The following is a 24,010-nucleotide window of genomic DNA, read 5'->3' on the forward strand; positions in this document are numbered from 1 at the left end:
TGGACTCAAATTACAACAACCATGAAACTGATCGAATGTCCGCGCGATGCCATGCAGGGGTGGACACACCCCATTGCTACGGCCGATAAGGTAAATTATCTGAACGCCTTGTTGCAGGTAGGTTTTGATACGATCGACTTCGGAAGCTTTGTATCACCCAAAGCCATTCCGCAGATGGCAGATACTGCGGAAGTGTTGTCTAAGCTGCAGCTCTCCGCCAATGGCAGCCGCCTGCTGGCCATCGTGGCCAACCAGCGCGGAGCGGAAGAAGCAGTGATGTTCGATGAGATCACCTACCTGGGATATCCTTTCTCTATTTCAGAAACCTTCCAGCTGAGGAATACCAATAAGACCATCGCCGAATCGCTGGAGCTGGTGCAAACCCTGCAGGAGCTCTGCATCAAGAACAGCAAACAACTGGTGGTATACATCTCCATGGGCTTCGGCAATCCCTACGGCGATCCATATGATGCAGGCATCGCCGCACAATGGGTCAGCGAACTGGCAGGGATGGACATCTCCATCATCTCCCTGGCAGATACCGTTGGCGTGGCAGATCCTGCCATCATCATCCGGCTGTTTAAAGCATTAGTACCGGCCTATCCCGGGGTGGAATTCGGCGCGCATTTCCATTCTGCGCCGCACAACTGGGAAGAAAAAGTGCTGGCCGCCTACCAGCAGGGATGCCGCCGTTTCGACAGCACCATCAAAGGCATAGGAGGCTGCCCCATGGCTAAAGACGACCTGGTGGGCAACATCGCCACGGAAAACCTCTTATGGTTCTGCCGGCAGCATAATGAGCACATAAACCTCCATCCAGCTGCCTTACACGAAGCGCAACGTCTCGCCGACAAAATATTCATTTACTAACTGCTAACCGCCAACCGCTAAAAGCTTATCACCATGCACTTCCGTCTCACATTTCCCGTCGCACCGCTCGAACCTGCCGTTGAATACCAGGACCAGCTGCTCCTGGTGGGTTCCTGTTTTGCAGAGGAGATGGGCGCAAAGCTGCAGCAGCATTTATTCCCGGCCCTGGTCAACCCTCACGGCATTCTCTATAATCCGGTCAGCATCACCCAGGCGCTGCACAGCTACCTGGACCGTAAAAAGTATACGGAAGCAGATCTCTTCATGCACAATGATCTCTGGCACAGCTGGGACCATCACAGCCGTTTTTCCGCCCTTACGCCTGCCGGAGTGCTGGATAATATCAACACAGCGCAGGAACAGGCCGCCGCCTGTCTTGACAAAGCCCGCTGGCTGGTGATCACCCTGGGCGCTGCCCATGCTTATGTGTTAAAGGAGAACGGCCGGCTGGTAGCCAATTGCCATAAAGTGCCCATGTCTGCTTTCTATAAAAAACTGCTCACGGCAGACGAGATCATCACCGCATTGGATAATATGATGCACCGGCTCTTTTTCCATAACCGGGATATCAATATACTCTTCACCGTTAGTCCCGTACGCTACGCCCGCGACGGGGTAGTAGAGAATAACCTCAGCAAGGCCATTCTCTTACAGGTAGTACATCAGCTGGTGAACAAGTTTGACCGCCTTTTCTATTTTCCCGCCTACGAGCTGGTAATAGACGATCTGCGGGATTATCGTTTTTATAAAGACGATCTCGTTCACCCCAACGAAGCAGCAGTAAATTATGTCTGGGAACATTTTGTAAACAGCTGCGTTCATCCCAACAGCCAGCAATTACTCAAAACCATCCAGGACCTGAACCGGGCGCGCCAACACAAACCTTTCAATCCCCAAAGCCCCCAACACCAGCAATTCCTTCACACCTATGCCCGTAAGGTAGCCGCCCTGCAACAGCAACATCCCTACCTCCCCCTCACCAGCCTCGCCCACTACTTCAACTCCAACCCCATACCCAACAGCTAATTGCTAGCTGCTGATTTCCCCCTCCGGGTCCTTCACAAACAAAACCCCCACAACCAAACACACCACCGAAATCCCTATCGGGTAGATCAGCCCTGCCAGGTGGTTATGCGTTTGTGTAACCAGCAGTGTTGAGATAGTAGGCAGCAGTCCGCCAAACACGCCGTTGCCCAGGTGATAGGGCAGCGACATGGAAGTATAACGTATCCTGGTGGGGAACAGCTCTACCAGGAAGGCGGCAATGGGCGCATATACCATTGTCACGAATATTACCTGTATAAATACCAGCAGCACCAGCCATCCAATGGTGGCCGTGCTCACTGTTACTTCCCGTTTGACTTCTGATTTGCCGGCGGTAGTGGCCGTGATTTCCTTTACCTGTGTGCCATCATCGTATACGCGTATGCGGGAGAGCCGCTCCGTGCTGGACCCATCCTCGTTAGGGGTGAATTTGGTCTCTATACGGTATTGGCCCGGCAGCTCCTGTTTGCGCTCCAGCTTCACGGTATTGTCCATCGCCATGTAAATAGGGTAGTAGGCCAGCGCTGCCAGCAGCAATCCGCTCATCATGATCTTCTTGCGGCCTATCTTGTCAGACAGTTTACCGAAGAAAATAAAGAAGGGCGTGCCCAGCACCAGCGCAATGGCGATCACGATATTGGATTGCACAAATTCCAGTTCCATGGTTTTCTGCAGGAAGGAGAGCGCGTAAAATTGCCCGGTATACCACACCACGCCTTGTCCCATGGTAGCGCCGAACAAAGCCAGCAGCACCAGCCGCAGGTTCTCTTTCCTGCCAAAGCTTTCCTTGATCGGGTTGCGGGAAGTTTTGCCTTCCGCTTTCAGCCGGGCAAACAGCGGCGATTCCTGCAGGCGTATCCTGATGTAGTAAGACATGATCACCAGGAAGATAGACAGCCAGAAGGGAATGCGCCATCCCCAGCTGTTAAAGTCTTCCGGCGCCATTACGTTGCGCGTAATGAGGATCACCGCCAGTGAAACAAATAATCCCAGTGTGGCAGTGGTTTGTATAAAACTGGTATAATAACCGCGTTGATTTGCCGGGGAGTGCTCTGCCACATAGGTGGCCGCGCCTCCGTATTCCCCGCCCAGGGCAAGGCCCTGTAATAAGCGCAACAGCAGTACAATGATAGGTGCAAGAATGCCTATACGTTCATAATCAGGTATCAGGCCAATAGCAAAGGTAGACCCGCCCATGATAAGCAGGGTGAGGAGAAAAGTGTATTTGCGCCCCGCAATATCTCCCAGCCGCCCGAATATGATGGCGCCGAAAGGACGCACCACAAAACCCACCGCAAAGGTGGCCAGTGTGGCAATGTACGCCAGGTCGGGATTGCTGGGTGGAAAGAAATTCTCGGAGATAATGGCAGACAGGCTTCCAAAAATGTAAAAGTCATACCACTCGATCAATGTACCGGCAGAAGACGCAAGGATCACCTGCCAGATATGCTGGTTTTTCGTGTTTTTCATCCGTAGCTTTTATAAAGATGGGGGAGAAGATAGAAAAAATATTATTATTTTTTTATCTTTTATAGGGGAAATGGGGCTGCCCCTCGTTTTACTGTCAGATGAATCCGTTAACTTTAGAGATATCACGTTGAGCCTGGAGGACAGTATCATTATGAGGTTTTATAGCATAATACTAGTAGCGTTATTGTTGGGGATTTGTATACGGCCGGCCGGTCTGCAGGCGCAGACAGGTAATGAAAGACCTAAAATAGGGTTAACGCTCAGCGGCGGCGGAGCTAAGGGACTGGCCCACATTGGTATACTGCAGGCACTGGATAGCGCAGGTTTAAAGGTAGACTACATTACAGGCACCAGTATGGGCAGTATTGTAGGCGCCCTTTATGCCATGGGCTATTCAGGTGATACGATTGAAACGCTGGCCCACCGGTTGAACTGGGACAATCTCTTTGCCAACCAGCCCGCCCTCACAGATATCTCCTACGAAGAAAAGGCCGAATACAACAGATACATTATCGAGATCCCGTTTGAATATGGCAAACCCAAGCTGGCATCCGGCGTAATTACCGGGGAGCAGCTATGGCTGGAACTGGCCCGGTTATGCTGGCCCGCCAAGGATGTAAGGGATTTTTCCAAACTGAACATCCCCTTTAAATGTATTGCCACCGATGTAGCTACCGGCGATATCGTCACCCTGGATACCGGTCATCTCGTGTCCAGTCTGAGGGCCAGTATGGCCATTCCTTCCATTTTCACGGCCGTTAAGATAGGCGACCGGAAACTGGTGGACGGCGGTGTGGTACGCAATTTCCCGGTGATCACCGCCAAGGAAATGGGCGCTGATATCGTGATCGGTTCCAATGTGGCAGGCGGCCTCCGTAAGGCAGATAAACTGAACACCGCTTTTGATATCCTCTACCAGCTGGGGTTTTATAAAGATGCCGTTGATTTCAGGGATGCGCGCAAACAATGTGATATCTATATTCATCATAACCTGGAAAACTATTCCGCCGCCAGCTTTGGCAGTGTAGATTCCATCATTGAGCTGGGCAAGATCAGGGGCCGGGAAATGTATCCTGTTTTCAAACACCTGGCAGATTCGCTGAATGCACTGTACCCCGGCACTCCCTTTGTGAAAAATCGCTTACCCTTTGTGCCCGATGTAGAGCTTACCGCGGTACGTGTAAATGGTTTGGTGCATTCTGATGAGAAATTTTTCCTCGGCAGACTGAACCTGAAAGCAGATGGCTGCTATAATCCTGATCAGTTAGGCGATGCGGTGCGCAATGTTTTCGGTACCCGCTTTTATAAAGAGATCACCTATGACCTGCTGCCCGAAGGACCTGCCAAAAGCCGTATGGACGTGAATGTGGAAGAGAACCCGCTCACTTATATCAAGGTGGCCCTGAACTACAACACCTACACCAATGCCAGCGCTATTGTAAATATTACCCAACGTAACTTTATTGTGCCCAACTCCCGCTCCTTTGTTACAGCCGGTATCAGCGAGAATCCCCGCCTGCGGGCAGAGTATTTTAAATACCTGGGACGCAAAAGGGATTTCGGTTTTGGAATGGGCGTATACTATGAGAATAATGGATTGAACCTCTATGAAAACTTCCGCCGCTCGCAGCAATACCGTACCAATTACGCCAATACGGAAATACATATGCAGTATGCCCTGAGCCGTATCATGAGTATAGCTCTAGGCACGCGCTGGGAGTATTTTAATTACAGGCCCACATTCGATTCTGAAGAGGAGATCAGGGGCAATATCAACCAGCTGAATTCTTTTCTGAACTTCGGGATCAACTCGCTGGATCGTAAGATCTATCCCCGCAGCGGTACAGACCTGCAGTTTGAAGCGGGGTATGTATACAACCAGAACCACGGTTTCCGCGCCTATAGCAACGGACGGGAGATACACCTGGACAGCCTGCAGCTGCGGTTTAATAATTACCAGCATGCCATGCTCCAGCTGAAATATTATTTCCCCCTGGGAGGAGAAGATGCGATACAGTTTGGCGCAGGGGGAGGAGTGAACTATGATTACAACCAGCCTATCGTAAACGGTTATTTGATGGGCGGCCTGAATAACGTAACGCATCACCAGCTCACCTTTCCCGGTATCTATGAGGGCGAGGTGATCACTTCCAGCGCGGCCACGTTACAACTGGCATACCAACGGGAAATTGCCCGTAATATTTTCCTGATCCCAAGAGCAGGCGTCGCTGTGTATGATGTCATCAACGATGTAAGCGCCAAATACAAATACCTGAGTGGTTACGCCGTTACGGCCGGTTACAGCTCCCGCCTCGGCCCCATCGAAGCCTCCCTGATGTACTGCGACCAGGACGGCCGCCTCCGCGGCTACGTAAATATTGGGTTTAATTTCTAGCTATTTGCAGCCGGCAGCCAAAAGCTAACAGCTCTCCCATCAATGCATCCTGTCCCCCCTCACTTCCATCGCTTTCAGAATAGCCGCTTCTGTTTTCAGCCAGTATTGCCAGCGTTGTGTTACTTTTTCTTCCTGCACATATTCCCGTGCCAGGTCAATGAACAGGCGGTAATGTCCCGCTTCTGATATCATGAATTTGCGGTAGAATTCCCGCAGGTAATCATCTTCCAGCCCTTCGCTTAACAGGCGGAAACGCTCGCAGCTGCGGGCTTCTATGAGTGCGCAGATCAGCAGCTTGTCCAGCAGCTGGTCTTCTGCAGTACCACCCTTTACCTGGTGCAGCATCAGTTCGTTCACATAAGCGTCTTTCCGTTGTTTGCCCAGGCTATAACCCCTTTTCTTCATCTCAGCCAGCACCTGTCTGAAATGTCCCCATTCTTCTGTAACAATAGGAGCGAGGTCCTGCACCAGGCGGTCTTTCTCCGGGTAGCGCTGAATTAATGAGATGCAGGCGGTGGCAGCTTTCTGTTCACAAAAAGCATGGTCGGTCAGTATCGCCTCCAGTGAAATGGAGGCCAGGTCCACCCAGCGGGGGTCCGTTGGCAGCTGAAGGCCAAGGATGGAAACTTTGGACATATTACTTGTAAAGGTATTTTAGCCTGCAAGTTACAAAACTCTCAACGGAGGAAAATCATAGCGGTACAGATGCGCCTATCTTACATTACATTCCTTAGCTTTGGCCAATGAACGATACCTTTCTGCAATCGCAACTGGAACAACGCAGCACGCAACATGCTTTAAGGGAGCTGAAACTGCCCGCGCCGCATATGGTGGACTTCTGCTCAAATGATTACCTCGGACTGGCACGCAGCGCGGCAATGCAGGAGGCCGTACATACCCTGCTGATGGAAAGGCCCTATATGCATGGCAGTACAGGTTCCCGCCTGCTGGCAGGCAATTACGCCTGGATAGAAGAAGCAGAAAGCAACCTGGCCGCCTTTCATGCAGCGCCCGCAGGTTTGATCTACAACTCCGGCTATGATGCCAATGTTGGATTGTTCTCCTGTGTACCACAGAAAGAAGATACCGTTATCTATGATCAGCTGATACATGCTTCCATCCGCGATGGCATCCGCCTGAGCCGCGCACAGTCTTTTTCCTTCTTTCATAATGATGTGGGCGACCTTGAAAAAAAACTGCGCCGCGCTACCGGTAATATATTCGTGGCAGTAGAATCTGTTTATTCCATGGATGGCGATATGGCCCCCCTGCAACTGATCGCAGCGGCCTGTGAAAAAGCCGGTGCCGCGCTGATCGTAGACGAAGCACATGCTACCGGCGTTATAGGTCAGCAGGGAGAAGGCCTGGTACAGGCCCTTGGTTTGGCAGACGCCTGCTTTGCCCGTGTGCACACCTTTGGTAAGGCCCTGGGGTGTCATGGCGCCATCGTACTCGGTTCTGAACTGCTGCGCGCTTATCTGGTCAATTTCTCCCGTTCCTTTATCTATACCACCGCCTTACCGCCCACCGCCATTGCAGCGGTAATGGCCAGCTATAACCTCTTCCCCTATATGAGAACGTCCCGCGAAAACCTGGCGGCGCTCATCGCCCGCTTTCGGCAAAGTACTGCCGGGTTGCAGGTATTGCCCAGTGAAACGCCTATACAGATTGTAATGACCCCCGGCAATGAATGTACCCGCCGCCAGGCCGCCATCTTACAGGAGGCAGGCCTGGATGTAAGGCCCATCCTGCATCCCACCGTACCCAAAGGGCAGGAGCGCCTGCGTATTGTGCTGCATAGTTTTAATACGCCGGAAGAAGTGGATCGGTGCACACAGCTGCTGACAGCTAACAGCTAGCAGCTGGCCGCTTTTTTTCATTTTTTTCCCCTAACTTCATTTGCACAAGCATCAGCATTATTCTTATGAGATTTATTCCCTTTCTTATCTCCGCAGCCATTACCCTCATCCTGATCAGCGTATTGAACAGCCAGTGGGGCGCTACCCCCCCGCTGGGCAAATTCCTGAGCCCCCAGGAAGGCTTCTGGCAGAACGCAGAACCTATTGGAAACGATTTTAATGACGAACTATCCTTACCCGGACTTAAAGGCAAAGTGGAAGTTTGGCTGGATGACCGCATGGTGCCCCACATCTTTGCTGCAAACGAAGCAGATGCCTTTTACGCAGAGGGATATTTTCATGCACGCGACCGCCTCTGGCAGATGGAGCTGCAAACGCTGGCCGCACAGGGCCGCCTCTCTGAAATATTGGGCCCAAAACTGCTGGAGTATGATCGCCGGCAACGCCGTATGGGCATGGGCTATGCCGCTGAAGTAGCAGCCGCCGAAATGTTACGTGACAGTACCACCCGGATAGCAATAGAAGCCTACTCTGCCGGCGTGAATGCCTATATCAACAGCCTGTCTTACAGCGAGCTGCCGATAGAATACAAACTGCTTGACTACCGCCCCGAACCCTGGACGGCCCTGAAAAGCGGCGCGCTGTTAAAATACATGTCTTACGATCTTACCGGCGGTGTTAACGACCTTGAGTATACGAATGCAAGGCACATCTTTACACAGTCTGACTTCGATAATATGTATCCCGACCGCAACGACAGTATTGACCCGGTGATCCCTAAAGGCACAGCCTTTGATAAACCGGTGAAGAATGCCATGCTGCCGGCTGATAGTTCGCTTAAAGAGATAGCCGCCCTGCTGAAATTCAGGGAAGATAAACCAGACCCTGATAATGGCAGTAATAACTGGGCCGTAGGCGCAGGCAAAACCCGCAGCGGGGCGCCCATCCTTTGTAACGATCCGCACCTGGGCCTCAGCCTGCCTTCCCTCTGGTATGAAGTGCAGTTGCACACACCCGGCATGAATGTCTATGGCGCCAGCCTGCCCGGCGCCCCCGGGGTGATCATCGGCTTTAACGATCATATTGCCTGGGGCGTAACCAACGGCTCTGAAGACGTGAAAGACTATTATACGGTCAAATTCCGCAACGGCCGCAGCCAGTACCTCTTCAACGGCGAATACCGGGAAGCCTCTCAACGGGTGGAAATCATTAAGATAAAAGGAGCGGAACCGTATTACGATACCGTGGCCTACACCATATGGGGCCCCGTTATGTTTGACAATACCTTCCACAACGATGTGCCGGGCCAGCCTTTCGTGGCCCTGCGCTGGAAAGCCCATGATCATTCCAACGAGATCCTTACCTTCCTGAAGCTGGATAAGGCCCGTAATTACGAAGAATACCTCGAAGCCCTGCAGCATTATACCTGCCCGGCGCAGAACTTTGTATTTGCTTCCAAAACCGGCGATATAGCCCTCTGGCATAACGGGCAGTTCCCCCTGCGCTGGAAAGACCAGGGCAAATTCATCCTGCCCGGTACCGATAGCACCTTTGCCTGGCAGGGGTACATTCCCCAGGCAGAGAACCCGCATATCAGGAACCCCGAAAGGGGCTTTGTGAGCTCTGCCAACCAGCAGCCTACAGACAGCAGCTACCCTTACTATTATTTTGGCACCTTTGACCTGTACAGGGGTAAACGTATCAACGAGCGCCTTTCTGCCATGAACCAGATCACCATCCAGGACATGATGCAGCTGCAGAACGATAATGCCAATCTCTTTGCCAGGGCTGCCAGGCCGCTGCTGAATGCACACCTGCCACAGCAATCGCTTACAGCCGCACAGCAGCCTTACTACCAGATCCTGCAGGAATGGAACCTGGAAAACGCCCCCAACAGCAAAGGCGCTACCATCTTCTACCTCCTGTGGGAAGAACTGAAAAAACGGATCTGGGACGATGAGCTGATGAACCGGGAAGATAGCCTGGTAATGGATTATCCCCAGGATAATGCCTCCCTGTTATGGCTGATCCGGGATTCGTCCATGCACTTTATAGACGATATCCATACGGCCAGGAAAGAAACCCTGACCGACCTGGTACGGGAGTCTTTCGCGGTAGTGGCCGAAAAAGCCCGGCAGCTGGATAACCAACAGCGGCTGGAATGGGGCCGTTACCGGGGTACGGATATACGCCACCTCACCAGGGCCCTGCCGTCTTTCAGCCAGATGCACCTGTACACGGGCGGCGGCACACACGTTGTGAACGCCACCAAGGCCACCCACGGCCCGTCCTGGCGCATGATCGTACAACTGGGCGCCACCACGGAGGCTTATGGCATCTACCCCGGCGGCCAGAGCGGTAACCCCGGCAGCCCCTATTATGACAACAGCGTACAGGACTGGGTGCATGGCAACTACTACCAGCTCCGCGTATTCGACACCCGGCATAAAGATGATCCGGCCGTGAAATTCAAGCTGTTACTGCAACCCGAAGAATAAGCATATCGCATAATGATAAGGCTAAAAGCCTGTCCGTCAGCCGGCGGACAGGCTTTTTCTTGTCCTGTACCGGTATAAAGCTACTGGTTGGCATAGGGTTGAAACAGGGAAACCCATACTGCCAGTAGCTTTCCGGGGGAAGACCGTTCGGGGTTGACACGGGTGGCATAAAAAAGGGCGTATCGTGCACCGATACGCCCTTTTCTATACAGGAAATGTGGTCTCAGCAGGGATCTGAGCATCCGCCGGGGCCCGTGCTGATGCAGGGGCAAACGGATATGGGCGTAGTATTGCCCTGGCACTGGGTGTCGATGGTGCGGATAAAACCGTCCTGCCGGGGTTTGGTTAAACTGGCAATCCTGATCTTGCCGAGGCTCAGTTTCTTTGCTGTTGCTTTTTTCATGTGAGCATTTTTTAGGTTAAATGTGGAATGGCTTACGGTTAAAAGTAAGCAGAAATAGAATCGGGGATACTACGTTAAAAAGGGATTTTTAGGCCGTTTAGCAACAATTGCGGTCCTGTTTTACATCATCCTGGAAGAAACCGGAAAACACCTGGCGGAATTGCTGCCAGGCCTCCGGGTTAATGCAGTAACAAACATTGGCGCCATCTATGGTGCCGGTGATCAACCCGGCTTTTTTCAGCTCTTTCAGGTGCTGAGAGGTAGTAGCCTGCGCCAGGCCCAGCTGGTCTACCACATCCCCGCATACACAGCTGTTCACTTTTACCAGGTATTGCAGGATGGCTATACGCGCCGGGTGGGCCAGCGCCTTTGCCATAAGGGCTATTTCGTTCTGTTGTTTTGTGAATAAGGCCGTTTTGGAAGCTCCCATTTTGAAGTATTTCTGATCTGAAAATTACGAAGAAGGGGCCATGATTACAATCAGCTCTTTTACTAACCGCGATCCTGTTTCAGCATATGGACTCGTGATACATTTGTTCTGCAGCATGGCCATAACTACCAAACAGTATGTTTGACAAGTGCCAGGATGAGGGGTAGTGGCCGATAGAACAGTGAATTTTTGACATGTTGACAACGGTCAGCGCACTGGCTGACCGTTGTCATTATTTAACGAACAGGGGAGGTATAATTTGGCAGTACAAATCATGAATATAGCAATGAACAACGGCGAAAAAGGTGAGCTGATACATGAAAATGAGGGCTGGAGAAAACAGTTGGCCCTCCTGGAAGATGAGAACATCCAATTCAAGACCCGGCTGGCAGATATTTTAAAAAGTGATTTTGTCAGGAGCAGGCTGGAAGAGCTGGAGTATTTCCAGAACCGCTTTCTTAAAATGGATGAGCAGCTTAGCCTGCTGAAGCATGAGGTAAGGGAACAGCTTTACCACCTGCAGCAGGACCGTTTTCACATTAACGGTGAATATAAAAGGATAATGGATGTTCAGCGCAAACTCGAAGTGAAGATCATCATCATAAAAGAGAATTTCGAGAAACTGAGCACGGAATTCAACGGGTACCTGATGGTTCATTTCGGGCAGCAGGGTTAGTACAGCATGCTGGATAATTTCTTTTCATTGAGGATGACAATGGTCCCTTCCTTGATGTCTATCAGTTTTTCTTCCCTGAAATCGCCCAGTGTGCGGATCAGCGATTCTGTGGCCGTTCCGGCGATGGTGGCCAGGTTATCGCGGCTGATGTCGATTGCGAACTGCGTTTCTTTGCGCTCATTATACTTGTTATAAAGGTTCACCAGCGCTTCGGCCACCTTTTTACGAAGGGAGTTGTAGGCCAGTCCCAATAACTGCTGCTCTTTTACCGTCACATTCCGGGCCAGCATGCGGATAAACTGCACGGCCACTTCCCGGTGGTTGTTCAGCAGCTCTTCAAAGTCTTCGCGGGGAATAACGGCAATCTCGCTTTCTTCCATCGCTTCTGCCGTTTCCCGGTAAGTGCCGCCTTCCAGCAGGGCTACATACCCGAGGAAATCGCCCGTGTTGTACAGGTCTACTACCAGCTCCTTACCATCGTCATTTTTCTTGAAGATCTTTACTTTGCCCTTCTGGATGTAGAACAGGCTGGTGGGATGGTTGCCTTCTACGTAGATGGCCTGTTTCTTTTTGTACCGGTCTATGTTCCGGCCTTCAGCAAGGGATTTAAGCGTGCCTTTTCCGCCGGCGGCTTCCATCAGCTTATTGAGGCCCTGCAGGTTAGCGGGGAAATCCTGTTTCCTGACGGAGGCCTTTTTAAGGCGGCTTTCAATGGCATGCAGCAGGTCGGTACCGCTGAAAGGTTTGGTAATATAGTCGTCAGCTCCCATTTCCATGCCTTTCCGGAAATCGCTTCGTTCGGTTTTGGCCGTCAGGAAAATAAAAGGGGTGTCTTTCATTTCATCGTTGCGCTGCAGCATATGCAGTACCCCGTAGCCATCCAGCACGGGCATCATAATGTCACAGATCACGAGGTCGGGTTTATGCTCCAGGGCCAGTTCTACCCCTATTTTGCCGTTTTCGGCGGTAAAAACCTTATACCCGGCCAGGTCCAGGATCTCTGCCGTATTCTCGCGGATATCTTCATTGTCTTCAATTAACAGGATAGTTTTCATGAGTTGGGAAGCGGTGTTTTGTTGTTTACAGGAAATGTTACGGTAAAAGTAGTGCCTTTACCCAGTTCACTCTCACAGCTGATACTGCCGTTCATCAGCTCACTATATTTATTGACGATATGGAGCCCTAGTCCGGTACCCTGGATGTTACTCGCATTGGCGCCCCGGTAAAAGCGCTCAAACAGGTGTTGCTGGTCTTCTGCCGACATACCAATACCCTTATCCGCCACCACCATTTTAAACTCGCCGCCGTGGTTGTAGCTGCGCAGCAGAATGGTGGCGTCTTTGCCGGAGAATTTGATGGCATTGCCCAAAAGGTTCATGACAACGTGTTTGAGCAGGGCAGGGTCCAGGCTCACTTCCGGCCCGCCGCTATGCAGGTAATCCACCTGCTGCCCCTCCCGGATAATGCCCTGCATTTCCTGTATCACCTCCTGGAACAGGTCGTTCACATCGAAGCTGACGCTGCGCACCTGGATCTTGCCTTCCTCTATCCGGCCCACGGAGAGAAAATCGTTCAGGATATCCGTCAGCAGGTTCACAGAGGAAACGATACGCTGGATATGTTTGTTCCGCTTGGCCTGGTCTTCTTCGCCTTCATATTGCCGGAGCAGGAAGGCGGAAGAGAGGATGGTGCTGAGCGGGGTGCGGAACTCGTGCGAGGCCAGGGAAACGAAACGGGATTTCAGTTCACCCAGCTCTTTTTCCTTGCCCAGTGCTGTGGTCAGCTCTGCAGTAGACACCTCCAGCAGTTCAAGGGCCTTACGGAGCTGCAGGGTACGCTCTTCCACCATTTTCTCCAGCTCATTGTTGAGCCGCTCATTGCTGGCTTCTGCCTGTTTCCTGGCGGTGATATTGTTGATATAGGCAATCACGAAAGTGCCTTCTTCATTCTGGTAGTGGCTGAGGCTGATCTCTACGGGAAATTCCCTGCCGTCTTTGCCAACCGCAAACAGGTCCAGGCCTATGCCCATCGGCCTGCTCTGGGGGTGTGCGCTGAATCGTTCGCGGTAACCAACGTGCTTGTCGCGCAGCTTTGCCGGTAGCAGCTGCTCCACAGGATGTCCCAGTAATTCTTCACGCTGGTAGCCAAACTGGTCCAGCGCAAAGTCATTCACCATGATGATCTCCCCGCGCTGGTTGGCCACCAGTATGCCGATATTGGCGTAATCAAAGAGGGCCCCGAAGCGCTGCAGCTCTTTTTCTATCTTTTGTTGAAAATAGCTGCCGGAGCTGAGGTCTTCCAGGCGGAATATGCAGTATTCCTTACCGGAATGCTTAAACAGGATCTTTTCATAAATGCCCCATTGGCGCCGCCCCTCGTTGTTCACCCATTCCCGTTCTTCCCGGCAGGGGCCGTTTTCAGGCAATTGGCCGCAATAACCTAGTTTATTCTTTTGCAGCAGCGCTTCCAGCACAGCGGGATCTGTACTGCCCAGCATTTTCATACCCGCTTCATTCATGAACAGCAATCTGCCGCTGTTACTTTCTCTCAGGCCCAGCAGGTTGCCATCCCTTTCCATAAGGACTGAAAATATGGATAACTGGAACTGATCGCTGAGCTCGTTGATGGAAGAATGCATTAAACAGTTATTTTGTATATCGGTTACAGGGGCCCCGGGAACTGAAAGTTAAGTATTTTATGCATTCGTATCAAAGCGGGTACCAAAAATCACACGATATGATGATTGTCATGTTAAGTACTGATCGCCCTCATTGCTGGCGCAACAGCGCTGGCGTTACTTTGCATTGTAACCATAACTCATTTTGAAATGCAGATCTATATCAGTGACAATGCAATTATCGCAAGTATACAACGTGCGTTCCAGGCGGTATATCCCTACCTGAAACTGGAGTTTTACAGCCATACAGGAGATGCCGGTGCTTTTGCAGCGACGGTGAAAAAGGTATCGCCCGATACCCCGGTGGATGACATCAGGGATACAGGCAGCTGCGGCTGGCTGGATATCAGCCAGAAACGGACCGCTGCAGCGCTGGAGGCTGATCTGAAAGAGATGATGGGCTTAACCGCCCAGGTAAAGCCCAGAAGGGGCGACCTGTGGCTGAAGACTGCCTGTACCATTAACTGGAGCCTGGCACAGCTGAATGCGGCCACGGTACGTGCAAACCACTACCTGTACTGATTAATTGCAGATCTGTCCTTCAATACTTAAACCACATTTGCTATGAGAGTACTTTTCTACAGTATGAAGGATTTTGAACGTCCTTACCTGGAAGATGCCAACATAAAGGAACATGACCTTATCATGATGAATGAGCCCCTGAACCTGGAAACAGCCACACTGGCCAAGGATTGTGATGCGGTGTGCATATTTACCGCTGACGATGCATCTGCGCCTGTACTGAGCATACTGGCGCAGCAGGGGGTAAAATACCTGGCCGTACGTGCGGCAGGATATGATAATGTAGACCTGCACGCTGCCGCACAGCTGAAGATTAAAGTGGCCAATGTACCTGCTTATTCACCTTATGCTATCGCAGAACATGCCATCAGCCTGATAATGGCGCTGAACCGTAAAACCGTGCAGGCCCATAAACAGGTGCAGCAGTATAATTTCAGCCTGCATCAGCTGGTGGGTTTTGATATGCACCGTAAAACAGCGGGCATTATAGGAACGGGCAGAACCGGTGCGGCGATTGCCGCTATCCTGCATGGATTTGGCTGCCGTATACTGGCGTATGATGTGAGAAGGAATAAAGACCTGGCCACTCGCTTTGGGGTACAGTATACTGATCTGGCCACACTTTGCCGTGAGTCTGATATCATCACCATACATACGGGCCTGAACGAGGAAAGCAGGCATATGATCAATAAGGATGTGATCAGCTGGATGAAACGGGGCGTTATGCTGATCAACGTGTCAAGAGGCGCCATCGTAAAAACGGCGGATGTGGCAGATGCCCTGGAGAGCGGCCATATCGGCTATTTCGGAATGGACGTATACGAACATGAGAAAGGCATTTTTTTTAATGACCTGCGTGGCCGCAAGATGGAGGATAAGCTCTTATCCCGCCTGCTGCGGATGCCCAATGTACTGGTTACCCCGCACCAGGCCTTTGCTACAAGGGAAGCGCTGCAGAATATTGCTGAAACAACTTTTTATAACCTGCACTGCTGGCAAAAGAAATTAGCCTGCAGGAATGAGCTGGTGGTGGAGGTGAACGGCCATAGCTATGCCATCACTGCGGGCTAGCCAATTTTACTCACCTGCATCTTCAATTTGTACACTGCTGACCGGCCGCTCGTTTCTTAAAAGTCTGAAACCGGCCGGTTATTCTTTTCTCCCCTTTTTCAATACGTACAAGATGCGAATGATATTTGTCATTTCCCCTGATGATAATTATCATCCGCCGCTTTGATAAATGTCATTCAGACCCGGCAGTGACCCCGCTACTTTTGCAGTAATATATAATAACCATGACAGCTGTAGTAACCGCCTGCTATCATTGTGGCGAAACATGTAGCAACACTGACATCACCATCAACGAAAAAACATTCTGCTGTGAAGGTTGTAAACTGGTTTATGAGCTGCTGAACGGGCATCAGCTGTGCGACTACTACCGGCTGAACGACAGGCCGGGCATTCCACAGCGGGTACCTGTTCGTAAAGATAAATTTGCATTCCTCGAAGAAGAGAAGATCATACAGCAGCTGATCCAGTTCCGCGATGAGACCCGGACGCATATCACCTTTTATATTCCCAACATACATTGCAGCTCCTGCCTCTGGCTGCTGGAAAACCTGCACCGCCTGCATGGCGGCGTACAGCGGGTGACCGTGAATTTTGCCCGTAAAGAAGCGCAGGTAGTGTTTTTGCATGAACAGCTGTCGCTTCGCGGGGTGGTGGAGCTGCTCACCACTATCGGTTATGAACCGTATATCAGCCTGCAGGATCTGCAGGGCAATAAAAAAAGCATCAGCCGCCAGCTGATCTACCAGCTGGGAGTGGCGGGTTTCTGTTTCGGCAATATCATGCTGCTGAGTTTCCCGGAATATTTCTCCGGCGATGGCGGTATGGATACCGGTCTTTTCCGCTGGCTGAACCTGGCCTTGTCACTGCCTGTATTCTTCTACAGTGCACAGGTGTTTTTCCGCTCCGGCTGGAGCGGCATCCGGCACGGTTTTCTGAATATAGACGTGCCCATTGCGCTGGCCATCCTGGTAACTTTTGTACGCAGTGTCAGCGATGTGCTGACGGACAGCGGCGCGGGGTATTTTGACTCCATGACGGGCATCGTATTCTTCATGCTGGCAGGCCGGGTGCTCCAGGAAAAAACTTACCAGGGCCTGTCATTTGACCGCGACTATACTGCCTACTTTCCTATAGCCGTTACGGTAGTCAGCGATGAGAAAGAAACACAGGTGGCATTACCGGAGATCAGATCCGGGCAAACCCTGCTGATACATCACCAGGAGCTGATACCGGCGGATGGTATCCTGCTGAAAGGAGAGGCCCTGATCGACTACAGCTTTGTAACAGGAGAGGCCACCCCGGTGCGCCGCACCGTTGGAGAGATTATTTATGCCGGGGGGTATCAGCTGTCCGGCAATATCACTTTGCTGACCATCAAGGAAGTAGCGCAAAGCTATCTCACCAGCCTGTGGAACCGCCGCGAGCTGAAGGAGGAGAAGGCCAAAGCGCCGTCTTTCATCCATCTGCTGGGGCGCTATTTTGCCTGGCTGGTGTTAAGTCTTGCAGCCATTACGGCGGCCTGGTGGGCAGTTCATGATCCATCGCGTATATGGCCCGCCGTTACGGCAATACTGATAGTGGCATGTCCCTGCGGACTGCTGCTGGCGGCTTCTTTTACCAATGGGTTTATACTGCGTATACTGAGCGGCCAACGTTTGTACCTCCGTAATGCGGCGGCGATAGAGCGCCTGGCAGATACGGATCATATTGTATTTGACAAAACAGGCACCCTTAGTTCACGCAACAGTGCCGAAGTATGTTTTTACGGCCAGCCGCTCAGCGCTGCCGAGCGCAGGGATATAGCTGCGCTGGCGGCGCAGTCTTCCCACCCGCTGAGTAAAATGGTGTATGCTTATTGCGGAACGGGCACATCGCCCGTACAGCACTTTGTGAGCCAGCCGGGCAAGGGCATCAGCGGACAGGTACACAACAACCTGATCCGCCTGGGCAATGCTGATTTTACTGGAGCCGGCAATGATGATTCGCCTGATGGCAGCGCCGTGTACCTGAATATGAATGGCCGGGTATATGGCCGTTTCAGTGTACGCAATGCTTACCGTAAAGGTATACAGGGATTGTTCCGCCGGCTCAGGGGCCGCTTTGCACTCAGCCTGCTGTCGGGAGATAATGACCGCGAAGCGGGCGCCTTCCGTGAACTGATGGGCCCCAGCGCTACCTTACGCTTTGAGCAGATGCCGCAGGATAAGCTGGACTACATCCTGCAGCTGCAACAGCAGGGGCAGCGGGTGCTGATGGTAGGAGACGGGCTGAATGATGCCGGTGCATTGCTGCAAAGTCATACAGGCATTTCCGTTACAGAGAACAGCAATAACTTCACGCCCGCCAGCGATGGTATCCTGGAAGCCGCACAATTACCCCTGCTGCCGGATCTTATACAAACCTGCCGCAACGGGAAGCACATCATCCTTACCAGCTTTATTATCTCCCTTATCTATAACATCACCGGTTTATTTTTTGCCGTGCAGGGAACATTATCACCACTGGTGGCCGCCATATTGATGCCCGCCAGTTCCATCAGCATCATACTGCTCACCTGGGGGATGAGTACAGCAGCGGGAAAGCGGTTGCAGCAAAAGGCATCGCAGACCGCGGATGACAAGGATCAGTTGCCCGGTTGAGTATGATCATGTTCAGCCTGTAGGGGGCGGGATACTTTTGTAAAGTAAAATTCAACACCATGAGCGTAATTATACTGTTGCTCGGCGCCAGTCTTACCGTAGGGCTTACCTTCCTGGCAGCCTTCATATGGTCAGTAAGAAGCGGGCAGTTCGAGGACGATTATTCACCTGCGCACCGCATCCTGTTTGATGATACCCCGAAGGATAATACTTATACCGACACCACACTTAAGCAATCATAATTTAGCACTATGTCTCTGGAAAAGTTCTCTTATGACAACCGCACTGTAAAATGGTTTGCCTACGCCGCCGTGTTCTGGGGCCTGATAGGCATGCTGGCGGGTCTATGGGCAGCGCTGTCGCTTGCCATTCCGCAATTGAACCTGGGTTATGCAGCCACTACCTTCGGGCGTTTAAGGCCTGTACATACCAATGCGGTGATCTTCGCATTTGTAGGGAATGGCATCTATATGGGCGTGTATTACTCCCTGCAACGTTTGTGCAAGGCGCGTATGTTCAGCGATGTGCTGAGCAAGCTGCACTTCTGGGGCTGGCAGGCTATTATTGCAGGCGGCGCCCTTACCTTGTTCCTGGGATATACCACCGGTAAAGAATACGCCGAGTTGGAATGGCCTTTTGATATAGCCATAACCGTGGTATGGGTAATATTCGGCGCCAATATGCTGGGTACCATCCTGCGCCGCCGTGAGGCGCACCTGTATGTGGCCATCTGGTTCTATATCGGCACCTGGGTAGCGGTAGCCATGCTGCATATTGTCAACTCATTTGAAATGCCGGTATCGCTGTTCAAAAGCTACAGCTGGTATGCCGGTGTGCAGGATGCGCTGGTGCAATGGTGGTATGGTCATAATGCCGTGGCATTTTTCCTGACCACGCCTTACCTGGGTCTGATGTACTATTTTGTTCCCAAGGCGGCCAATCGTCCTGTTTATTCCTATCGCTGGTCTATCATCCACTTCTGGGCCCTGATCTTCATTTATATATGGGCCGGACCCCATCACCTGCTCTATACCTCCCTGCCCGAGTGGGCGCAGTCATTAGGCACCGTGTTCTCTATCATGCTGATCGCTCCTTCCTGGGGCGGTATGCTCAACGGGCTCTTAACGTTGCGTGGCGCCTGGGATAAGGTAAGGGAAGACGCTATCCTTAAGTTCTTTGTAGTAGCGCTTACCTGTTATGGTATGGCTACGTTTGAAGGGCCCATGCTTTCCCTGAAGAATGTGAATGCGGTGAGCCACTTTACCGATTGGACCATTGCACACGTGCATGTTGGCGCGCTGGGATGGAATGGCTTCCTCACCTTCGGTATCCTGTACTGGATGATACCGCGGCTGTTTGCTACGCAGCTGTACTCCCGCAAATGGGCCAATACCCATTTCTGGCTGGGTACCCTGGGCATCGTGTTTTATGTAGTGCCTATGTACTGGGCGGCTTTCACGCAAAGCATGATGTGGAAGGAATTTACAGAAGAGGGTCAGCTGAAGTACCAGTTCCTTGAAACCGTTACTACCATCGTTCCCATGTACGCACTGCGCGGATTGGGCGGTGCCCTGTATGTTTCAGGCATGATACTGATGATCGTGAACCTGGTGAAAACAGTACGCAGCGGCAGCTTTGTAGCCGATGAACCGGCCGAAGCGGCGCCACTGCCCAAAGTGATACCCGTATCCGGCAAAGGGCACTGGCACAACTGGATTGAAAGAAGGCCTGTACAGATGGTGGTATTCAGCCTGATCGCAGTAGGGATTGGCGGTATCTTTGAAATGATCCCCACCTTCCTGGTGCGCAGCAATATCCCGACAATCAGCAGCGTAAAACCTTATACGCCGCTGGAACTGCACGGGCGCGATATCTATATACGCGAAGGCTGCTATACCTGTCATTCGCAGATGGTAAGGCCCTTCCGCGATGAGGTAGCCCGATACGGCGAGTATTCCAAAGCAGGAGAGTTTGTGTATGATCATCCCTTCCAGTGGGGGTCTAAACGTACCGGCCCCGATCTGGCCCGGATAGGTGGCAAATATCCCGACAGCTGGCACTATAATCACATGCTGGATCCTGCGTCTATGTCGCCCGGTTCTATTATGCCTTCCTATCCCTGGCTGCTGGAAGACCGTATTGATAAGGGGAAAACACCTGCCATGATCAGCGCTATGCGTAAGGTTGGGGTTCCCTATCCGCACAACTATGAGCTGCAGGCCAACAAAGATATGGAGCAGCAGGCAAAGGAAATTGCCGCTTCGCTGAAGCGCGACAAGCTGGAAACATTACCTGACCGTGAGATTGTGGCACTGATCGCCTACCTGCAAAGAATCGGGAAAGACATTAAGGCAGCGCCTGAAAAGCCATTGGCCGTTCAGGAAGGACAACAATAAAAAAACTAATGGTATGAAATTCATCAATTATCTGCAAAGTATAGATGGCGTAGCCATTTACCCGCTGGTACCGCTGGTATTGTTCACCGCATTTTTCGCAGGCGCGGCCTGGTTTGCATTGAGAGCGGAGAAAACATCTATGGTGTGCAAGAGCCGCATTCCCCTGGAAAGTAACGATCAGTACGAGCTATAAACTGTCCGGTATGAAACGAAAATCTATATCACTTCTCATGATCACGCTGTTGTGTTATGTGCTGCCCGCTTCAGCGCAAACACCTGTATCTGCACTTGACAATTCTTTAGCCCAGCTGCTGCTGGTGATCATCGTTGCCTTACTGATCGCGATCGCTGTACTGGGTAATGCAGTGATCGGCGCGATGGATATTTACCGTGACCGTATCAAAAAGAATGGTGGCGCTGATAAGGCGGCCCTGCTGCTGATAGGCGGACTGCCGGCGGTGTCTTATTACCTGCTGGTATCTGTTATCGCACTGGAACTGACGGTGATCTTTGCCCTCTTATGGATGCTGCGGCACCTGGTAGGCATACAACGCAGGCGTAAACCCAAACCAGTGCCTGTACCCGGACAGCCGGTAGTGAGCTGGTGGGAAAAACTGAACAGGACCCGCAGCATTGATGCGGCCTCTGAACAGGAACAGGACCTGGGTCATGATTTTGACGGCATCCGCGAACTGAATAATCCTACGCCTCCCTGGTGGCGCTACAGCTTCTATGCCAGCATCCTGTTCGGCGTGGTGTACGTGTGGGTGTACCATGTATCGCACAGCGCGCCTTTACAGCTGGAAGAGCTGGCCATTGCGGAAGCAAAGGCCGCAGAAGCACAGCAGGCCTACCTGGCCAATGCCGCCAACAATATTGACGAGAAGAATGTGCAACTGCTGACGGAAGCAGCGGATATTGCCAGCGGCCAGAAACTTTTCAGCACCAACTGTACCGCCTGTCATGGCGCAGCCGGACAGGGATCAGTTGGCCCTAATCTTACAGACGATTACTGGCTGCATGGCGGCCAGGTGAACCAGGTGTTCAGCACCATTAAATACGGAGTGCCTGAGAAGGGCATGAAATCGTGGAAAGACGATTTCTCGCCCAGACAGATCGCTCAACTGGCCAGCTACATTAAAACACTGCGTGGTACCAATCCTCCGGGAGCCAAGGAACCGCAGGGCGGGCTGGAAAAATAATCTTATCTGCAAATGGAAACTTTCAGGGACAGTTTAGCCACAGTTGACAAACAAGGGAAACGCCAATGGATCTACGCACAACAACCGAAAGGAAAATTGTACAGGTATCGGACTATTCTGAGCTATTTTTATTTCATGGTGTTTTTCAGCCTGCCGTTCATGCACGTGAATGGCAGGCCCTTGTTTATGCTGAATGTAGTGGAAGGGAAATTTATACTGTTTGGCGCTATTTTCTGGCCGCAGGATTTCTTTCTCTTCGGTCTCTGCATGCTGGCGTTCATTGTTTTTATAGCCCTTTTTACCATGGCTTTTGGCCGTCTTTTCTGCGGATGGGCATGCCCGCAAACCATTTTCATGGAAATGCTTTTCCGCCGTATCGAGTATTGGATAGAAGGAAGCGCCGCACAGCAGCGGCTGCTCAACAGCAGCCCCTGGACCACGGCAAAGATCTGGCGTAAAACGGTAAAGCATATACTTTTTTTCCTGCTTTCCTTCGTGATCGCCAATACCTTCCTGGCTTATATCATCGGTGTAAAAGAGCTGGGCCGTATTGTAAGCGAACCATTATCTGAACATGCGGGTGGCTTTACGGCCATACTGGTTTTTTCAGCGGTTTTCTACGGGGTGTTCGCTTTTTTCCGTGAACAGGTGTGCACGGTGGTGTGCCCCTATGGCCGCCTGCAGGGGGTACTGATGGACCGCAACTCTGTTATTGTGGCCTATGACTATAAACGCGGTGAGCCGCGCGGAAAATTCAGCAGGATGGAAACGGCAGACAAAGGCGATTGTATTGACTGCCTGCAGTGCGTGAAAGTATGCCCTACGGGTATAGACATCCGCAACGGCACACAGCTGGAATGCGTGAACTGTACGGCTTGTATAGACGCCTGCAATTTCATGATGCTTAAAACAGGCAAGCCGGAAGGGCTGATCCGCTATGCTTCTGAGAACGGTATTGCGGCAAAACAGCCGCTGCGTTTTACGCCCCGCCTGAAAGTCTATACCATGGCGCTGCTGTTGATACTGGGCGGCATTACTTTCCTGCTGGTTAGCCGTCACCCGGTAAGCGGCACCATTATCCGTACCGCCGGCATGCTGTACCAGGAAAGAGGTAAGGATAGTATCTCCAACCTGTACCGTATCAAGCTGGTAAATAAAACGGCGGAGGACCTGCCGGTAAAACTACTGCTGGAAGAAAGCGCCGGGCGGATACAGCTGATTGGCAAGAGCCCGATCCTGCTGAAAGCCGGCGAACAGGGCGAAGGCACCTTTTTTATAGTACTGCCGCGCAGCGCCATTGAAAAGCGCAAAAGCGCCGTACATGTTTCACTTTATAAGGGTACCGAACAGGTTGGGGCCTTAAAGACCACCTTCCTCGGACCGGTAAAATAGTTTGAACGTCTAAAAGCTTGTTATGAATTGGGGTTACCGTGTTATCATCATTTTTACGCTGTTTGCGGCCGGGATGCTGACGCTTGTCATTAAAAGCATGCGTACCCGGATAGATATGGTTACGCCGGATTATTACGGCGCGGAATTACAATACCAGGAGGTGATAGATGGGAGAGAGAACAGCGCCCGCTTATCAGCCCCTGTTACCGTAAAGCAGGCCGGCGCCCTGGTGGAGCTCAGTTTCCCGGAAGAACTGAAGGGACATTCCCTGGCAGGGAAAGCGCTCTTTTACCGCCCTGCAGACGCAGAAAAAGATATGAGTGTTCCGCTGCAGCTGAATGAAGAAGGCAAGCTGCTGGTAGACAGCCGCCGTTTTGCAGCAGGGCCTTACCAGGTAAAGATACAATGGGAAATGGACGGCAAGCCCTATTTCCACGAATCCTCCCTCTGGATCCGCAATTATTAA

Annotated in this window: 21 protein-coding genes; 15 read left to right on the plus strand and 6 right to left on the minus strand. The window is 51.7% G+C overall.

Features of this window, described 5'->3' with window-relative positions; genetic code table 11:
• Nucleotides 1-21 precede the first annotated feature (21 nt).
• The gene (locus tag Q0577_RS17810) at nt 22-870 is read left to right on the plus strand and encodes a hydroxymethylglutaryl-CoA lyase (RefSeq protein ID WP_298738576.1); all 849 of its coding nucleotides are present in this window, start codon (nt 22-24) and stop codon (nt 868-870) included.
• Between the two features lie 33 nt (nt 871-903).
• Entirely contained in the window at nt 904-1,896 is a 993-nt protein-coding gene (locus Q0577_RS17815) for a GSCFA domain-containing protein (RefSeq protein WP_298738577.1), read from the plus strand.
• 3 nt (nt 1,897-1,899) lie between these two features.
• On the opposite strand, the gene Q0577_RS17820 is transcribed toward Q0577_RS17815, so the two are convergent.
• Nucleotides 1,900-3,384 carry an MFS transporter gene (locus tag Q0577_RS17820; protein ID WP_298738580.1) on the minus strand — a complete coding sequence of 495 codons (1,485 nt, stop codon included), beginning with the start codon at nt 3,382-3,384 and terminating at the stop codon, nt 1,900-1,902.
• Between the two features lie 187 nt (nt 3,385-3,571).
• Between Q0577_RS17820 and Q0577_RS17825 the strand changes: the two genes are divergently transcribed.
• Nucleotides 3,572-5,779 carry a patatin-like phospholipase family protein gene (locus Q0577_RS17825; protein WP_298738582.1) on the plus strand — a complete coding sequence of 736 codons (2,208 nt, stop codon included), beginning with the start codon at nt 3,572-3,574 and terminating at the stop codon, nt 5,777-5,779.
• 39 nt (nt 5,780-5,818) lie between these two features.
• On the opposite strand, the gene Q0577_RS17830 is transcribed toward Q0577_RS17825, so the two are convergent.
• Nucleotides 5,819-6,415, minus strand: a complete 597-nt coding sequence (locus Q0577_RS17830; protein ID WP_298738584.1) for a tRNA-(ms[2]io[6]A)-hydroxylase — start codon at nt 6,413-6,415, stop codon at nt 5,819-5,821.
• 107 nt (nt 6,416-6,522) lie between these two features.
• On the opposite strand from Q0577_RS17830, the gene Q0577_RS17835 reads away from it, so the two are divergent.
• Together Q0577_RS17835 and Q0577_RS17840 are read left to right on the plus strand one after the other, a co-directional pair.
• Nucleotides 6,523-7,638, plus strand: a complete 1,116-nt coding sequence (locus tag Q0577_RS17835) for a pyridoxal phosphate-dependent aminotransferase family protein (RefSeq protein WP_298738586.1) — start codon at nt 6,523-6,525, stop codon at nt 7,636-7,638.
• A gap of 65 nt (nt 7,639-7,703) precedes the next feature.
• Complete coding sequence (locus Q0577_RS17840; protein WP_298738587.1) at nt 7,704-10,136, plus strand: penicillin acylase family protein; 2,433 nt, start codon at nt 7,704-7,706, stop codon at nt 10,134-10,136.
• Nucleotides 10,137-10,359: 223 nt separating this feature from the next.
• Here Q0577_RS17840 and Q0577_RS17845 read toward each other — a convergent pair whose 3' ends face one another.
• Together Q0577_RS17845 and Q0577_RS17850 are read right to left on the minus strand one after the other, a co-directional pair.
• On the minus strand, nt 10,360-10,539 hold the full coding sequence (locus Q0577_RS17845; RefSeq protein WP_298738589.1) for a hypothetical protein: 180 nt from the start codon (nt 10,537-10,539) through the stop codon (nt 10,360-10,362).
• A 97-nt stretch (nt 10,540-10,636) separates the two neighbouring features.
• Nucleotides 10,637-10,969: a metalloregulator ArsR/SmtB family transcription factor gene (locus tag Q0577_RS17850; RefSeq protein WP_298738592.1), complete on the minus strand. Its 333-nt coding sequence runs from the start codon at nt 10,967-10,969 to the stop codon at nt 10,637-10,639.
• Between the two features lie 274 nt (nt 10,970-11,243).
• On the opposite strand from Q0577_RS17850, the gene Q0577_RS17855 reads away from it, so the two are divergent.
• A complete protein-coding gene (locus Q0577_RS17855) occupies nt 11,244-11,645 on the plus strand; it encodes a hypothetical protein (RefSeq protein ID WP_298738594.1) in 402 nt (133 codons plus the stop codon).
• On the opposite strand, the gene Q0577_RS17860 is transcribed toward Q0577_RS17855, so the two are convergent.
• Together Q0577_RS17860 and Q0577_RS17865 are read right to left on the minus strand one after the other, a co-directional pair.
• Complete coding sequence (locus Q0577_RS17860) at nt 11,642-12,700, minus strand: response regulator (RefSeq protein WP_298738596.1); 1,059 nt, start codon at nt 12,698-12,700, stop codon at nt 11,642-11,644. The genes Q0577_RS17855 and Q0577_RS17860 overlap by 4 nt on opposite strands.
• Nucleotides 12,697-14,283 carry a PAS domain-containing sensor histidine kinase gene (locus Q0577_RS17865; protein ID WP_298738598.1) on the minus strand — a complete coding sequence of 529 codons (1,587 nt, stop codon included), beginning with the start codon at nt 14,281-14,283 and terminating at the stop codon, nt 12,697-12,699. Before Q0577_RS17865 ends, Q0577_RS17860 begins: the two co-directional genes overlap by 4 nt.
• Before the next feature lie 189 nt (nt 14,284-14,472).
• On the opposite strand from Q0577_RS17865, the gene Q0577_RS17870 reads away from it, so the two are divergent.
• From Q0577_RS17870 to Q0577_RS17910, 9 genes are all read left to right on the plus strand, one after another.
• Nucleotides 14,473-14,844, plus strand: a complete 372-nt coding sequence (locus tag Q0577_RS17870; protein WP_298738600.1) for a hypothetical protein — start codon at nt 14,473-14,475, stop codon at nt 14,842-14,844.
• Nucleotides 14,845-14,886: 42 nt separating this feature from the next.
• A complete protein-coding gene (locus tag Q0577_RS17875; protein WP_298738602.1) occupies nt 14,887-15,915 on the plus strand; it encodes a 2-hydroxyacid dehydrogenase in 1,029 nt (342 codons plus the stop codon).
• A gap of 224 nt (nt 15,916-16,139) precedes the next feature.
• Nucleotides 16,140-18,554 carry a heavy metal translocating P-type ATPase metal-binding domain-containing protein gene (locus tag Q0577_RS17880; RefSeq protein WP_298738603.1) on the plus strand — a complete coding sequence of 805 codons (2,415 nt, stop codon included), beginning with the start codon at nt 16,140-16,142 and terminating at the stop codon, nt 18,552-18,554.
• A gap of 59 nt (nt 18,555-18,613) precedes the next feature.
• Nucleotides 18,614-18,796, plus strand: coding sequence for a cbb3-type cytochrome oxidase assembly protein CcoS (ccoS, locus tag Q0577_RS17885; RefSeq protein WP_298738604.1), 183 nt, complete (start codon nt 18,614-18,616; stop codon nt 18,794-18,796).
• A gap of 9 nt (nt 18,797-18,805) precedes the next feature.
• On the plus strand, nt 18,806-20,950 hold the full coding sequence (ccoN, locus tag Q0577_RS17890) for a cytochrome-c oxidase, cbb3-type subunit I (protein ID WP_298738606.1): 2,145 nt from the start codon (nt 18,806-18,808) through the stop codon (nt 20,948-20,950).
• Between the two features lie 13 nt (nt 20,951-20,963).
• Nucleotides 20,964-21,143 carry a CcoQ/FixQ family Cbb3-type cytochrome c oxidase assembly chaperone gene (locus tag Q0577_RS17895; RefSeq protein WP_298738607.1) on the plus strand — a complete coding sequence of 60 codons (180 nt, stop codon included), beginning with the start codon at nt 20,964-20,966 and terminating at the stop codon, nt 21,141-21,143.
• Nucleotides 21,144-21,153: 10 nt separating this feature from the next.
• Nucleotides 21,154-22,152, plus strand: coding sequence for a cbb3-type cytochrome c oxidase N-terminal domain-containing protein (locus Q0577_RS17900; RefSeq protein WP_298738608.1), 999 nt, complete (start codon nt 21,154-21,156; stop codon nt 22,150-22,152).
• Between the two features lie 12 nt (nt 22,153-22,164).
• Complete coding sequence (ccoG, locus tag Q0577_RS17905; RefSeq protein WP_298738609.1) at nt 22,165-23,544, plus strand: cytochrome c oxidase accessory protein CcoG; 1,380 nt, start codon at nt 22,165-22,167, stop codon at nt 23,542-23,544.
• A 22-nt stretch (nt 23,545-23,566) separates the two neighbouring features.
• Complete coding sequence (locus Q0577_RS17910) at nt 23,567-24,010, plus strand: FixH family protein (RefSeq protein WP_298738611.1); 444 nt, start codon at nt 23,567-23,569, stop codon at nt 24,008-24,010.

This window comes from uncultured Chitinophaga sp. (genome assembly GCF_937898475.1).
Taxonomy (GTDB): domain Bacteria; phylum Bacteroidota; class Bacteroidia; order Chitinophagales; family Chitinophagaceae; genus Chitinophaga.